Origin of the sequence: Ursidibacter maritimus (genome assembly GCF_009761395.1) — a bacterium.
GTDB classification, from domain to species: domain Bacteria; phylum Pseudomonadota; class Gammaproteobacteria; order Enterobacterales; family Pasteurellaceae; genus Ursidibacter; species Ursidibacter maritimus.
Genome location: NZ_LEKN01000038.1, coordinates 1 through 13,824, shown reverse-complemented (window position 1 = coordinate 13,824; position 13,824 = coordinate 1). Strand labels below are relative to the sequence as shown.

14 protein-coding genes are annotated in these 13,824 nt (G+C 37.6%); 1 reads left to right on the top strand and 13 read right to left on the bottom strand.

Annotated elements, in window-relative coordinates; genetic code table 11:
• Nucleotides 1-13 precede the first annotated feature (13 nt).
• The 8 genes from pepE to A1D26_RS08890 form a co-directional block, all read right to left on the bottom strand.
• On the bottom strand, nucleotides 14-718 hold the full coding sequence (pepE, locus tag A1D26_RS08925) for a dipeptidase PepE (RefSeq protein WP_157403669.1): 705 nt from the start codon (nucleotides 716-718) through the stop codon (nucleotides 14-16).
• A gap of 385 nt (nucleotides 719-1,103) precedes the next feature.
• Nucleotides 1,104-2,402 (bottom strand): adenylosuccinate synthase, encoded by a 1,299-nt coding sequence (gene purA, locus A1D26_RS08920; RefSeq protein WP_157403668.1) that lies wholly within the window; start codon nucleotides 2,400-2,402, stop codon nucleotides 1,104-1,106.
• A 131-nt stretch (nucleotides 2,403-2,533) separates the two neighbouring features.
• A complete protein-coding gene (hflC, locus tag A1D26_RS08915; protein WP_157403701.1) occupies nucleotides 2,534-3,421 on the bottom strand; it encodes a protease modulator HflC in 888 nt (295 codons plus the stop codon).
• 2 nt (nucleotides 3,422-3,423) lie between these two features.
• Nucleotides 3,424-4,644: an FtsH protease activity modulator HflK gene (gene hflK, locus A1D26_RS08910; RefSeq protein WP_157403667.1), complete on the bottom strand. Its 1,221-nt coding sequence runs from the start codon at nucleotides 4,642-4,644 to the stop codon at nucleotides 3,424-3,426.
• 309 nt (nucleotides 4,645-4,953) lie between these two features.
• Nucleotides 4,954-5,898: a tagatose-bisphosphate aldolase gene (gene lacD / locus A1D26_RS08905; RefSeq protein WP_157403666.1), complete on the bottom strand. Its 945-nt coding sequence runs from the start codon at nucleotides 5,896-5,898 to the stop codon at nucleotides 4,954-4,956.
• Between the two features lie 13 nt (nucleotides 5,899-5,911).
• Entirely contained in the window at nucleotides 5,912-6,298 is a 387-nt protein-coding gene (locus A1D26_RS08900; RefSeq protein WP_157403665.1) for a PTS sugar transporter subunit IIA, read from the bottom strand.
• 65 nt (nucleotides 6,299-6,363) lie between these two features.
• A complete protein-coding gene (locus A1D26_RS08895) occupies nucleotides 6,364-8,157 on the bottom strand; it encodes a glycoside hydrolase family 35 protein (protein WP_157403664.1) in 1,794 nt (597 codons plus the stop codon).
• Nucleotides 8,158-8,166: 9 nt separating this feature from the next.
• Entirely contained in the window at nucleotides 8,167-8,838 is a 672-nt protein-coding gene (locus tag A1D26_RS08890) for an HAD family hydrolase (RefSeq protein ID WP_157403663.1), read from the bottom strand.
• Nucleotides 8,839-9,037: 199 nt separating this feature from the next.
• Between A1D26_RS08890 and A1D26_RS08885 the strand changes: the two genes are divergently transcribed.
• Nucleotides 9,038-9,370, top strand: a complete 333-nt coding sequence (locus A1D26_RS08885) for a DMT family transporter (RefSeq protein WP_157403662.1) — start codon at nucleotides 9,038-9,040, stop codon at nucleotides 9,368-9,370.
• A gap of 91 nt (nucleotides 9,371-9,461) precedes the next feature.
• Here A1D26_RS08885 and A1D26_RS08880 read toward each other — a convergent pair whose 3' ends face one another.
• The 5 genes from A1D26_RS08880 to agaR form a co-directional block, all read right to left on the bottom strand.
• On the bottom strand, nucleotides 9,462-10,298 hold the full coding sequence (locus A1D26_RS08880; protein ID WP_157394110.1) for a PTS system mannose/fructose/sorbose family transporter subunit IID: 837 nt from the start codon (nucleotides 10,296-10,298) through the stop codon (nucleotides 9,462-9,464).
• Complete coding sequence (locus tag A1D26_RS08875; RefSeq protein WP_157403661.1) at nucleotides 10,285-11,157, bottom strand: PTS mannose/fructose/sorbose/N-acetylgalactosamine transporter subunit IIC; 873 nt, start codon at nucleotides 11,155-11,157, stop codon at nucleotides 10,285-10,287. The genes A1D26_RS08880 and A1D26_RS08875 overlap by 14 nt, the downstream gene beginning before the upstream one ends.
• A 13-nt stretch (nucleotides 11,158-11,170) precedes the next feature.
• Nucleotides 11,171-11,644, bottom strand: a complete 474-nt coding sequence (locus tag A1D26_RS08870) for a PTS system mannose/fructose/N-acetylgalactosamine-transporter subunit IIB (RefSeq protein WP_157403660.1) — start codon at nucleotides 11,642-11,644, stop codon at nucleotides 11,171-11,173.
• Nucleotides 11,645-11,654: 10 nt separating this feature from the next.
• The gene (locus A1D26_RS08865; RefSeq protein WP_157403659.1) at nucleotides 11,655-12,794 is read right to left on the bottom strand and encodes an SIS domain-containing protein; all 1,140 of its coding nucleotides are present in this window, start codon (nucleotides 12,792-12,794) and stop codon (nucleotides 11,655-11,657) included.
• Between the two features lie 109 nt (nucleotides 12,795-12,903).
• Nucleotides 12,904-13,665, bottom strand: coding sequence for a transcriptional repressor AgaR (agaR, locus tag A1D26_RS08860; RefSeq protein ID WP_157403658.1), 762 nt, complete (start codon nucleotides 13,663-13,665; stop codon nucleotides 12,904-12,906).
• Nucleotides 13,666-13,824: the final 159 nt, after the last annotated feature.

The window sequence follows — 13,824 nt, the reverse complement described above, 5'->3', positions numbered from 1 at the left end:
TATTTCCTTAATGTTAAAGAGTAAAACTCGATCCTTTAGCAATAATCGAAGGTTGTGCTACGCTATTAAATAACAACACATCACTTTCACCCAATAGCGACACTTTATTTCCTTCTACTTTTAAGGCTGTACCTTCAGGAAGTGCATATACTTGTGAAGTTGGATTAACACGCAAGAACTCTTCTAAGCGCTCTTCACGGCTTTCACCATTATGACCTTGCATTTTGCCTGAAATAAAGTGTGGGTTAATCTGATGTGGAAATAAATTTAATGCATCAAAAGAAGGAGGGTAGGTAATTGGCATATCATTGGTTGTCATAATTGATGCACCTGCAACATTTGCTCCTGCACTCCAACCAAAATATGGTATGCCAGCCAATACTTTTTCACGAATAGCATCCATTAAATTATTTTCATACATCTGCTTGAGTAAGCAGTAGGTGTTACCACCACCGATACCAATTACATCTGCACTCTCAATAATATTACTATGTTTAGCATCACGATGTACTGCAACAATTTCCATATCGAGTTCAGCTAATGCCTTTTGCACTTTTTCTTCATATTGATCGTAAGTTTGTCTTACACCAGCATATGGAACAAATGCAATGCGTTTACCTTTGTAAGCGGCTAAAAAATCTTTTAACCAAGGTAAACAGTGAACTAAATAATCTGTATTCTGATATTTAGAACCGCTCATTAGTAACATTTTTTTCATGGTGAGTTCTCCCTCCATATTTAAGGTTAAGTGTATTTATCATTCCAAAAGTAAAGTAATGCTGAGTAAATTAACACTAAAGTTTGTAAAAATCACCTCAATTTTTATAATCCGCACTATTAATTATTTCAGTAGATAAAAGTATGATTTAGAAAAAATTAAAACAATTTAAGTTTATAAAAAACGAGCAAATAACCCCCCCTTCAAAAACGAACTTATTTAAAAATGTAAAACTGACTGCGATCAGTTGGATTATGTAAAAGATTTATCCTGCATTTCCATTACTACAAGAGATGAATCTTAAATAAGCGGTAAGATACCGATAAAAATTAACAACAAAAAACGCACCTTAATGGGTGCGTTTTTATTAGCGTTATAGCAATGATTATGCTGCAAATGGATCACGTAAAATCATTGTTTCTACACGATCAGGACCCGTTGAAAGAATATCCACTGGTACACCTAATACTTCTTCAATACGTTTAATGTAGTTAATCGCATTTTGTGGAAGATCTTCTAGTTTAGTTACTCGGAAAGTATTTTCACTCCAACCAGGTAATGTTTCATAAATTGGTTCAACACCTTCCCAGTCTGCTGCCGCCATTGGTGCATATTCAACAATTTCACCATTTGGCATTTTATAGGCTACACAGATTTTTAACTCTTCAAAACCATCAAGTACGTCTAATTTAGTCATACAGAATCCCGAAATTGAGTTAATTTGAATCGCTCGGCGAACAGCAACTGCATCAAACCAACCACAACGACGTGGACGACCTGTTACTGCACCGAATTCATTCCCTTTACGAGCAATTTCTGCTCCAACATCATCAAATAGTTCTGTTGTGAATGGTCCAGAACCAACACGAGTACAATAAGCTTTGATAATCCCTAATACATAGTCAAGATTACGAGGACCAAAACCTGAACCAGTTGCTACACCACCAGCGGTAGTATTTGAACTTGTTACAAATGGATAAGTACCATGGTCAATATCGAGCATTGTTCCTTGAGCACCTTCAAATAAAATGTTGTCGCCATTCGCACGAGCTTTATGTAATAAAGTCGTAATATCTGCAACCATTCCAGTTATAATGTCCGCCACAGCAAAAACGTCATCTAACGTTTTTTGGTAATCTACTGGCTCAACTTTGTAGTAGTGGACAAGCTGGAAATTATAATATTCAAGAATATTTTTTAATTTCTCTGCAAATACTTCACGATTAAATAAATCACTTACTCGTAAGCCACGACGAGCCACTTTATCTTCATAAGCAGGTCCAATACCACGACCAGTTGTACCAATTTTATTTTTACCTAATGCAGCCTCACGAGCGTGATCCATTGCAACGTGGTATGGGAGAATCAGAGGGCAAGCTTCAGAAATTTTTAAACGCTCACGCACATTGATTCCACGAGATTCAAGCTCACCCATTTCTTGCATTAATGCTGTAGGAGAAAGCACAACACCATTCCCGATTAAGCAAGTTACATTATCACGTAAAATACCAGATGGAATAAGACGAAGTACCGTTTTCTCACCATTGATAATTAAGGTGTGACCTGCGTTATGCCCACCTTGATAACGCACCACATACTTCACACGATCCGTCAATAAATCAACAATTTTGCCTTTTCCTTCATCGCCCCATTGTGCGCCAAGGATTGCTACACTTTTACCCATAATTAGCTGCCTCTTGAGTTAGTTCTATAAATTCAATTAAGCGATCTTTTGTAAAAATATTGTACAAAGCCACCGCTTGTTATTCAAAATCAAACATAAAAAGACCCGATTACTCGGGTCTTTAGATACAATTATTTTGTAGGTGCTTTCATAAAGCGGAAAAATTCACTATCCGGTTTAAGTAGCATCATATTATTTTTGCCTTCAGCGAAGCTCTCTTCATAAGCCTTTAAGCTACGAATAAAGCTATAAAAATCAGGTGCTTGGCTAAATGCATCTGCATAAATTTTGGCAGCTTCTGCATCCCCTTGACCTTTCATTTCTTCTGCAGTTTTATTCGCATTGGCTAAAATTAACACGACTTTTTTATCAACATCAGCACGAATAAATTCGGCTTTTTCTTCACCTTGAGAGCGGTGTTCACGAGCAACTGCCGCACGCTCTGCTTGCATACGTTGGTAAATAGATGAGGATACTTCATTCGGTAAGTTAATTTGTTTCACACGCACATCAACAACTTCAATACCTAAACGTTCTGCACCGTCTTCTCCTGCATTCAGCGCTTTTTGGGCACCCGCCATCAACTCACCACGAGAACCCGACACAATGTCTTTAATTGTACGAGAACCGATTTCTGAACGTAAACGGTCATTGACTTTACGACGTAAAAGATCTGAAGCTTTTTGATAATCTCCACCTGTTGATGTATAGAATTGACCAAAATCGCTAATCTTCCATTTGACATAAGAATCAACTAAAAGATCTTTTTTCTCTACAGTAACAAAGCGATCTTCTTGACCATCAAGGGTTTGAATACGGGCATCTAATGTTTTAAGTTGGTCAATAATAGGGAGTTTAAAATGCAGACCAGGTTCGTAAACTACAACTTTATTATCTGCATCACGATGAACCTTATTAAAACGTAACATAATGCCACGCTGACCTTCTTGCACAACAATTACGGCTTGATAAACAATAAATAAAATAACCACTAATAAGGGGAATAATATTCTACGCATCATTAAAATCTCCCTTTACGCACTGGCTCTGCTTCTTGCTGAGTCGGTACTGGTTGAACTGGCTGTACAGGTTGTGTAATTTGTGGCACTTGATGAACTTGCGGACGAACCATCGTTTGTGTTGCATCAGAAGCGGTTGGTTTCTGCATTAGTTTATCAATTGGTAAAACCGTTAAATTATTACTGTGTGCCCCGTCCATCATTAACTTAGGTGTATTTTTCATCACCTTTTCCATGGTTTGAATATATAAACGTTCACGCATTACTTCTGGAGCGGCTTTATACTCTGGCAATAGTTTACTAAAACGTTCTACTTCCCCTTTAGCATTCAACACAACTTGCTCTTTATAAGCACTTGCTTGCTCTAAAATACGTTGTGCCTGACCACGTGCAATCGGCTCTTGACCACGAGCATAAGCTTCCGCTTCACGAATTAAACGCTGCTCATCTTCTTGTGCTTTAATCGCATCGTCAAATGCCGCTTTAACTTCTTCTGGCGGGCGGGCGTACTGGAAGTTTACGTCTGTAACGAGCAATCCCATATCATAAGTTTTAATAATATCACGCAACGCATTCCACGTTTTTTCACGCACGACAGCTCGACCTGTGGTTAAAATGTCGTCCATTGTCATATGACCGATAACATAACGTAATGCACTATCCGTTGCTTGTTTCAAACTATCATCAGGGTTATTTACATTAAATTTATATTTAGCAGGATCTTCAACACGATATTGCACCGTCATTTCTACTAAAACCATATTTTCATCTTGTGTAAGCATTGAGCCATTGGTTTTTAGCTCTAACACGCGTTCAATGTTTACTGGCAAAACCTCATCAATAAAGGTTGGTTTCCAGTTTAAACCAGGTAATACAATGTTATGTAACTTACCGAAACGGGTCACAACACCACGTTCTGCTTCTTGAATGGTGTAAAAACCCGATGCTCCCCATACAATTGCACCTAAAATTAAACCGAGAGGTAATAATTTTCCGACAGGTAATTGTGCTGAAGGGCTACGATTTGAACCGCCATTGCCTTTTCCACCACCGATTTTTTTCAATAAATTATTGAATACTTCTTCCAAATCAGGCGGCTGTTGTTCTGATTGTCTATTTTTCTGCTCAGGCTGTTGCTGACCTGAACCTTGTTCTTGTTCAGGCTTTTTTTGCCCTGGTTTACCCCAAGGATCTTGCTGGTTGCCTGATTCATTCCACGACATAATTCTCTCCAAAGAAATACCTGTTATCTATCTGCATTTAGCTAAAACATAACCAAATGCAAGCCTTAAATTGTACCCATTTACACTAGTTTTGGCTAGGATAAAGATACAATTATTTTACATTTAAGATATTGTTGCTTTTACTAGCAAAATTTATCTCGCTAATAGAGAATTCCCAATATGTTTATTGACAGAATAGATTTCAAGACAAGCGGTTGTTTTATGCAAAAAATTTACAATCTGTGTGTACAAAAAATTAGGGTAGCGCCTAACGCTACCCTAATTGCAATGTTTTATTAACGCATAAATCTATAATTTAACTGGCGTTGCTGTTTGTTCTAATACAGCAAGTAATTCACTGATATTGCGTTTACCTTCCGTTTTGAGCCATTCGCGAGCAGCGTCAACGCCTTGAGCTTTGTAGGTTTCCGTTGCACCCGCCCAAGTGGCACGTCCGCAAAGTACTCCGTTAAATTTACTACCTGCTTCTTTAGCAAACACTAAGGTGTCTTGGAAAAGTTTTGCGGATACACCTGCACTTAGGAAGATAAATGGAATTGGCGTTGCATCGCTTTGCGCTTTGAAAAACGCTTTAGCTTCCGCTTGTGTGTAAGCCACTTCGTCTTTGGCGTAACCTTCAACAAAATTCATATCCACTGGGACTTCCACTTTCAATACATCTACACCAAAACGCTTGTCGGCAAAGAATTTCATTGCATCGATCACTTTGCGTGGTTTCACTTTTGCAAAATAAGCTTTGTCTTCATTGTTTGCATCGTAAGTCAGAATTTCTAAGAACAGTGGCAAGCCTTCTGCGTTACATTCTGATCCTACACGCTCGACAAACGCTGCTTTGCGATCATTGATTTCTTTAGGTTCATCAATGTCAAAATAGAGCAACAATTTAACCGCTTCCGCACCTTTTTCTTTCAAGCGATAAACAGATACATCATCAATTAAATCAGGAAAACGACCAACCGCTGTTTTGTCATAGCCTGTTTTTTCATAAGCCATAATCAAGCCGCAATTTGCATCACGTTTTTCTGCGGCGGCCCAGCCAAATTCTGGATCAAGTAAAATAGAAGAGGCATAAGGAGTCAGCTCTTGTGAAATCAAGGTTTTAAACTCACTAACCTGTTGTGGTGTAATATCATCACCCATCATTCTGCGTAATGCACCACGCTGATCGATAGCAAGTGCCGCAATAATTCCATCTTTAGTTGCTAATTTTTTTAGTAAATCTTGTTTGCTCATTTATGTGCTCCTTTTACTCATCATCATCTGAGACTAAATTTTTTAATTGTTCTGCGACATCGTGGATCTGCTCTTTGGCATTTTCAATTAAGCCTTCGGTCCCTTCTTCGCTAACATAACTAATTACCATCGGTAGATTCATTCCACTATACAGCCCTGAAAGCTGGCTTAAATAACGCATTGCCACATTACAAGGTGTTCCGCCCATAATATCGCAAAAAACGACAATCTCGCCACTCGCTTTTGCTAAAGCTTGTTCAAATTTTTGTTGAAAGTCTTCAGACCCTTCGTGGGGATATAAGCACACCGTTTGTGCTTCGGGAATTTTGCCTAAAATCATTTCAGCGGTTTCTAATAACCCCTCTGCAAATTCACCATGACTGATTAAAATCAAGCTCATAATTGCTCCTTATTTTATTTGTAAAACTTTTCTGAAATCTGACCGCTTTTATCTTTATAACTAGATTATAAATCCTTCGTATCTAACTTTTTATAAATCGGTTTATCACTAAATTTAAGTTGTGTGATCTCTACACCTTCTGTTTCAAAAACAATGATTTCATTCTTACCTTGTTTTAATAATGGTGCAGGAACATAAAGATAACAAGTCGGACCTTCATTCCAATATCGTCCTATATTTTCTCCATTGACAAGAACAACACCTTTTCCTAATTCTTGCGTATCAATAAAAGTATCTTTCGGTTCGTCATCAATCGTTAAAGTAAATTGATAAAATGATGGCGTTTTAGGATCTGTACAACCATTAAAATCAATCTGATCATAGCGTTCAAAATCGATCAGATACTGTTCCCACCCCGTATGGAAATGAAGATCTAAAACTGCACCAGCTCCGATTCCTTTATGTTGTGTTGGAGCGAGGAGTTTTCCTCCATAATTGACACGCCCCATATTTTCAACTAAAAGATCTAATTGAAATGCTCCATTCGGGGTTTGTAGCATTATGTCGTTGCCAATTTCGTGTTGATATTGAGTGGCGACTTTTTGTTGATCGTTAAATACTTGTACACGATCTCGGCATTGGTAAATTCTGAGCTTAATCTCACCGCTATATGCCGTTGGTTTAGCCCGATAAAGCAAGTAGCCGTAATAATGTCCTAATGTTTCCATTGTCTGTGTATAAGGGCTATCTACTCTTTGGCTGATTGTCGATAAGGTACTAAATAGAGAAACAGACTTATTCGGCACTAAAGTTGGATAAGCTGTGATTTCAGGTAAAATCGGCTCAGAAATTGGGCTAGCATCTGGATAAGTTGCCAATAATTTTTGTAGCAAATAGTATTTTTCAGATGGTTCACCCCATTCTCTAACGGGGGCATCATAATCATAGCTAGTAACTTGTGGTAAGTCGGTATCTAATCTAGCTGAACAACCATTCCAAAAGCCAAAATTCGTACCGCCTTGGAACATATAGAAATTGATGCTGGCACGATCTAACAACTCTTTCGTGCAATTCACTAAATCTTGTGCATCTCGTGTTATTACAGGTTCTTTCCAGCGGTTAAACCACCCGTCCCAAAATTCCATACACATCAATGGGTAAGATTTATGGTGATTATCAAAATAGCGTTGTAATTCATCTAAATTTTGGTTAGAACGTGAGCCAAAATTACCTGTTGGCAAAATGTCATCTTCAATCAATGCGCCAGCTTCTAACGCATTTTGCCAAGCACCATCAGAAGTGAAAAGCGGTACATTTATGCCATTTTTTTGCATTAAGTCTCGAATAGCTCGTAAGTAGTTTTTATCATTGCCAAAAGAGCCGTATTCATTTTCAATTTGCATCATTAGGATATTGCCACCTTGCGTAGTTTGATAAGGTGCAACTAAAGGCAATAATTTGGCAAAGTAACGTTCAACTTCGGCAAGAAATAAAGGATCGTTTTGACGTAAGCGAATATTTGGAATGTTCAGTAACCAAGCAGGTAATCCGCCAAACTCCCATTCCGCACAGATATAAGGCGTTGGGCGTAAAATGACATAAAGCCCTAACTCTTTTGCCGTTTGCAAAAATTTCACCAAATCTGCCCGCTTACTGAAGTTAAATTCATTTGGCTTTGGTTGATGGACGTTCCACGCCACATAAGTTTCTACGGTATTACACCCCATTGCTTTTAGGTTGTATAAGGTTTTATACCAGTACTCTGGCACAATGCGGAAATAGTGAACCGCCCCAGAAATAATTTTGAATGGCTTGCCGTTAAGTAAAAAATCTTTGTTTCCAATTTCAAATGTAGTCATTTCTTGCTCCTAATTTGCGAAATGTAATGACTGCAAAATAGTTAAAATCGCATTCATATCTTTGCCTTTAAAATCAGCTTTGGATTGATCGATTAAAATCCGAGTTTCTTCATAGGCTATTACTTTTAATCCAGCACCTTTTGCCGATGCAATACCGTGTTCAGAGTCTTCAATCGCAATGACTTGATCCGAATTTAGATTAAAATGAGCCAAGACTTTTTGATAAATTGTAGGATCAGGCTTACTTTTCACTAATTCTTTACCACTCATAATAAAATCAAAATGTTCTCTAATTTGAGTAAGGGTAAGTATTCTTTCAATATGTTTACGATCTGCTGATGATGCAACTGCAAGTTTAATATTATTGGCTTTAGCAAAATGGATAATATGACGAATGTCTTGACGAAAAATGGCTAAATAATCTAAATTTTCCCAATAGTCTTTATCATAATTTAGCAATCGCTCACCAATTTCTTCTACTGAAAGCGGTGATTGGCTGAGTTGTTTAATAGCTAAAAAAAGGTCTTGATAAGAACGCCCAACAACAGATGAAAATTGTTGTAGGCTAATTGGCTCATCAAAAGTTTTCAATTCATTTACGAAGCGTTGTAATAAACCAAATCCCATATATTCCGAGTCAATAATAACGCCGTCCATATCAAAAATAATGAGTTTCAACATTGCAAATACCTTGGTAATTATTAACCTAGAAAATTTATACTTACTTTAGATTATAAAAACATAACCATTTGTTTTATAACAATTAATTTAATACTACTTGATTTAATGCGCACAGATTTTTTTATTTTTCAAGACTACCAAATAAATTATTTCTCTTTAAAATAGCCACTCTTTTTCAATGATTAAGGTAATTTTTTATATGAATGCTTGGATTTTATTATTTATTTCTATTTGTGCTGAAATCTGTGGCACTACCGCTTTAAAATATAGTAATGGTTTCACTAAGCCATTACCTACAATTCTTGCTTTAAGCGCATTTTTAATTGCGTTCTATTTAATTTCTATTGTTTTTAAAACCTTACCTGTCGGCTTGGTCTATGCTATTTGGTCTGGTACTGGTATTGTACTTACTGCAGTTATTGCCTATTTCGCTTTCGGTCAAAAACCTGATTTAGCAGGATTTATTGGTATGGCAATGATTATTGCAGGTGTTTTGGTTATTAATTTGTTTTCAAAAAGTACAGGACACTGATTGCAAAATTAAATCAGCTATCCGATAGTAGGTTTAACTTCTCTATAATTTTTATAAGGACGCACTTAGTACGTCCTTACATTTTTTATGATTAACCTTTCGCTAATAATCCAGCCCAAGAGAGCAAGATACAGAGTGCGATAATGATCATAATCGCTTTATTCGAGTTCATTTTTGGTCTTCCAAGTAACCAGTAGATAAAGAACACGACTAAAGCAGGCACTAAGCGTGGAAGAATGAGATCTAAGTTTGCTTGTGCTGATACGACTTTTTCACCAATGGTTGCCACATAAGGTACTTTCACATTTACCATCGTGGCACACATCACCCCGACAACAAACACCCCAAGTACTGTTGCGGCATTGGTTAAGGCGTTGAGTTTGTGTCCTAAATTGGTTACAAGATTAACCCCTTCACGATACGCGATTTTGAGTTGTACCCAACGGAATACCATTGTAGCGATTGCAACAGCAACCCATAAACCAACACCTAATGGGTTTCCACCTACTGCCATTGTTGCAGCAATCGCACCCATAATTGCAGGAACGAGAGAGCCGAAAATCGCATCACCAATAGCAGCGAATGGCCCCATTAAACCTGATTTAATCCCTGCTACTGCTTCTAGTGATTTAACCCCTTGTTTTTCTTCAAGAGCAAGGTCGATCCCTTTAACAATAGTGTTGAAGAACGGACTGGTATTAAAGAATTGGTTATGCATCACCATCATTTTTTGTAATTCAGGTGTGTTATCACCATACATTTTACGTAGTTGTGGCAACATAATCCAAAGATAACCAGAACCTTGCATACGCTCATAGTTCCAACCGACTTGGTTAAAGAATAAGTTACGGATATTGATTTGGCGGAAATCTGCATCAGTAAGTTTATAGCCTTTTGGATTTCCAACTTGTTGATTAGAGTTCGTCATCTTCAATTTCTCCTTTTGCAGAAGTTGTATTTTTCGCAACTGGGGCAGAGCCACCCTCTACGCTACGTTGGTAAACCATATAAGCGAATGCGAATCCGATTGCAGCCATTGCTAACATTGGCACGCTATTGATTGAATTACTTACATTTGTTGCAGCACCTACCGCTGAAATATTACCGAATAGGGTAATGAAGATAGATGTGAGTGCGAATGCTAGGATTAAGTAAGCAATATGACGTTTTGTAGGTAAGTAACGAAGTAAAATTGCAAAACCTAATGCTGGTAATACACCACCTGCAAGAGTTAAACCATCTGCAATAACTTTTAATACACCTTGTTGCATTGCTTCGGCTAAACTTGCCACAAATGGACCACCAAATACTAGAGCAAGGAAGATTGGTAATGCACGAGAAAGACCCCAAGCAAGTGCTCCGCAGAGATAGTTCACTGTAATTGCACTATAAGCATGGTCTTGGATATTCTTATCAATACGGTGAGCGAAGAATACGTTAGACATTCTCGCTAAAATATCGGTATAAACCATTAACGCCGCAATTGGTACCGCTAACGATGTTAATGCAAGTTGCGGATCCATTCCGACAGCGACTGAGAATGCTGTTGCAATCACAGTACCTGAGTTTGCATCAATACGAGATGCACCACCGAAAGTCCCTACACCGAGAACGGTAAGTTGCATTGAACCACCAATGAGTAACCCTGTTGTCAGATCACCCATAATTAACCCTGTGATAAAACCTGCAAACACAGGGGAACCAGCACTTGATACGATAGTAATTTCATCTAAAATTTGATAGAACGCATAGAGCGTTATCAAAAGTATTTGCCACCATTCGATCATAATCTTTACTCCTCTATAAAAGTTTCATTAAATCGACTTTCTCTTCATTAGGTACTAACTGTGCAGTTAAATTGATACCTTTTGCAGAAAGTTTTCTAAACACATCCACATCATCATCGGTAACGTGTACCGTTTTTCTGATTGCACGCGTTAGATCCGTTTTTGGCATATTGCCTGCATTGATTTCTGTTAGCTCAACACCTTGTTCCACAAGTCTTAATAAGGTTTGTGGATTACGCGTCACAATCAGGACACGTTGAGAGTCATAACGTCCATCATTGATATTTGCAGCAGCTTTTTCCACCGTCAACACACTTAAATTGACACCAGCTGGGCAAGCCAAGCGTAGCCCTGCTTTGTCAATATCATTATTTGCAGCCACATCATCTACGACCATAATGCGAGTAATATCGAGATAAGATGTCCACAAATTAGCGACTTGACCGTGGATTAAGCGACCATCAATTCGTACATTTAAAATTGCCATATTGGTCTCCTTAGTTATTGTATGAATAAAGCGTTACACCTTGCACCACTCGATTCACTTCTCCTGTCGGACAAGGATTATCGGTGGTATAGCCCAAATGAAGCGAGCTATAGAATGAATATAATTGCCCCACGACTAAGAATGGGAAAATACGAGCAGCATCATCTAATTGGTAAATTTCTGCGTGGAACTGACCGCTTGTATCTCCAAGTAATATCACTTCTCTCGCTTTTTTATCTCGAATTAGTTCGTTATAAAGATCCCGATCATATTTTTCGGTATAAGTGTGTTGGGAAAGGAATACAAAAATAAGCGTCTCATTTTGTACTAATGATTTTGGCCCGTGACGGAATCCCATTGTTGATTCAAAAAAGCCTAAACGCTCTCCTGCGGTTAATTCTAATAACTTCAATGCAGTTTCTCGAGCCAACCCTTGAAAACCACCACTACCTAAATAAACCACACGTTTAACAGGAAGATGAGCAAGCGTTTGAATTGCTAAAGCGTCTTCTGCTAATAATTTTTCTGTTACTTGTGAAAAGTGTTCTACCCATTGTGAATTAAATCTTTGTGGTGCGAAGGCTAACAATGCAGCTAACATCATATTGCTAGCACTTGATGTCATTGCAAATCCTTGATCATGAGTAGAATCAGGTAAAGCTAGCGGATAACAAGAGGTAGGATTTTGCGAGCATTTTACAAATAATGCACCTTTTACATTATTTGTAATCGCTAAATGGTAAGCTTCTTTCACAATATCATTGACACGATCAACAGCTCCGATACTTTCAGGGCTATTTCCTGAACGAGCAAAAGACACTAATAAGGTAGGTTTATCTTCAAACAAATATTGGTAAGGACTGGAAACTAAATCTGTACTGGCAATGGCTTCCACTACGCAACCTAGCTGTTCACTTAACACTGGAGCAATTACCTCGCCAATAAATGCTGACGTTCCCGCCCCAGTAAAAATAATGCGTAGCTCGCCTTTTTTAGCTCTTTCTACAAGCGGGGCAATAAAAGAGTGAATGGAAGAATTTGCAACAATTTCTGTGGTCTCTCGCCACGTTTGTGGCTGTTGTGCAATTTCTTTTGCTGTCCAAAAAGCCTTTTGATTTTCTAAGGTTTGGTTTGAAATATTTAGGATCATTCCACTTCCCTCACAAAATATTGCCATTTAAATTTAAAATTATAGAAATACAATGCTTTATTTTAAATTTAACCGACAATGAATAAATACTTTGTTCTGAGAAAATGAATTAAGCGACTAACACTGTTACGCCTGAATTTTCTAGATAGTGCTGATAATTCTTCGGTAGCTGATCGTCTGTAACCAGGACATCAATTTGATTAACAGGACAAATAACAAAATCACTATATTGTCCAAATTTACTTGAATCCGTTACCACAATAACCTGATTCGCAGCCTCACACATCAAACGATTTAGATGTGCCTCTTGCTCATTAAAAGTTGTAATACCTTTTTGCAAATCAAAACCATCAACGCCTAAGAAAACTTTATCAAAGCGATATTGACGTAAATTGTTGTCAGCCATTATACCTGAAAAAGACATCGCATTTTTACGCAAAATGCCTCCCGTCATTCTGACTTCTACATTCGGGCAAGTAACTAATTCCATTGCAATATCTAAGCCATTTGTCAAAACTGTCAAGTTTAAATCATTTAGATGACTTACGATTGCTTTTGTTGTTGTCCCAGAATCTAAAATAATCTTATCACCATTTTGTAATAAGGACGCTGCCATTTTGCCTATATTTTGCTTAACTTCAGGATAATGATTTCGCTTGTCTGCAATTGAAAGTTCCGCAATCAACCTAGAATTTAACACTGCAAAACCATGTGAACGAATTATAAAACCTTGCTGCTCCAAAGCATTTAAATCAGTTCTAATCGTGACTGAAGATACTTTGAAATACTGGGCTAAAGCTTCAACTCGTTGGCTATTAGTTTGCTTAAGCAATTCTAAAATATCAGAACGTCTTTCAACGCTACTTTTCATTTTCTCTCCTAAATTCAAACAATCACCACAAACTACGATTGCTTTCGATATGAATAATAAAACAACAAATAATAAAAACAATCGAAAAGATTCAAAAGTGAGATAAAGATCACATAAATTTACAAAAAGTAATAAAATAAAAAAAACCGCGAGTTATCA

Excerpts from the sequence above, each read along its gene's own strand:
- pepE (WP_157403669.1), bottom strand. The coding sequence starts at position 718 with ATGAAAAAAATGTTACTAATGAGCGGTTCTAAATATCAGAATACAGAT.
- purA (WP_157403668.1), bottom strand. The coding sequence starts at position 2,402 with ATGGGTAAAAGTGTAGCAATCCTTGGCGCACAATGGGGCGATGAAGGA.
- hflC (WP_157403701.1), bottom strand. The coding sequence starts at position 3,421 with ATGCGTAGAATATTATTCCCCTTATTAGTGGTTATTTTATTTATTGTT.
- hflK (WP_157403667.1), bottom strand. The coding sequence starts at position 4,644 with ATGTCGTGGAATGAATCAGGCAACCAGCAAGATCCTTGGGGTAAACCA.
- lacD (WP_157403666.1), bottom strand. The coding sequence starts at position 5,898 with ATGAGCAAACAAGATTTACTAAAAAAATTAGCAACTAAAGATGGAATT.
- A1D26_RS08900 (WP_157403665.1), bottom strand. The coding sequence starts at position 6,298 with ATGAGCTTGATTTTAATCAGTCATGGTGAATTTGCAGAGGGGTTATTA.
- A1D26_RS08895 (WP_157403664.1), bottom strand. The coding sequence starts at position 8,157 with ATGACTACATTTGAAATTGGAAACAAAGATTTTTTACTTAACGGCAAG.
- A1D26_RS08890 (WP_157403663.1), bottom strand. The coding sequence starts at position 8,838 with ATGTTGAAACTCATTATTTTTGATATGGACGGCGTTATTATTGACTCG.
- A1D26_RS08885 (WP_157403662.1), top strand. The coding sequence starts at position 9,038 with ATGAATGCTTGGATTTTATTATTTATTTCTATTTGTGCTGAAATCTGT.
- A1D26_RS08880 (WP_157394110.1), bottom strand. The coding sequence starts at position 10,298 with ATGACGAACTCTAATCAACAAGTTGGAAATCCAAAAGGCTATAAACTT.
- A1D26_RS08875 (WP_157403661.1), bottom strand. The coding sequence starts at position 11,157 with ATGATCGAATGGTGGCAAATACTTTTGATAACGCTCTATGCGTTCTAT.
- A1D26_RS08870 (WP_157403660.1), bottom strand. The coding sequence starts at position 11,644 with ATGGCAATTTTAAATGTACGAATTGATGGTCGCTTAATCCACGGTCAA.
- A1D26_RS08865 (WP_157403659.1), bottom strand. The coding sequence starts at position 12,794 with ATGATCCTAAATATTTCAAACCAAACCTTAGAAAATCAAAAGGCTTTT.
- agaR (WP_157403658.1), bottom strand. The coding sequence starts at position 13,665 with ATGAAAAGTAGCGTTGAAAGACGTTCTGATATTTTAGAATTGCTTAAG.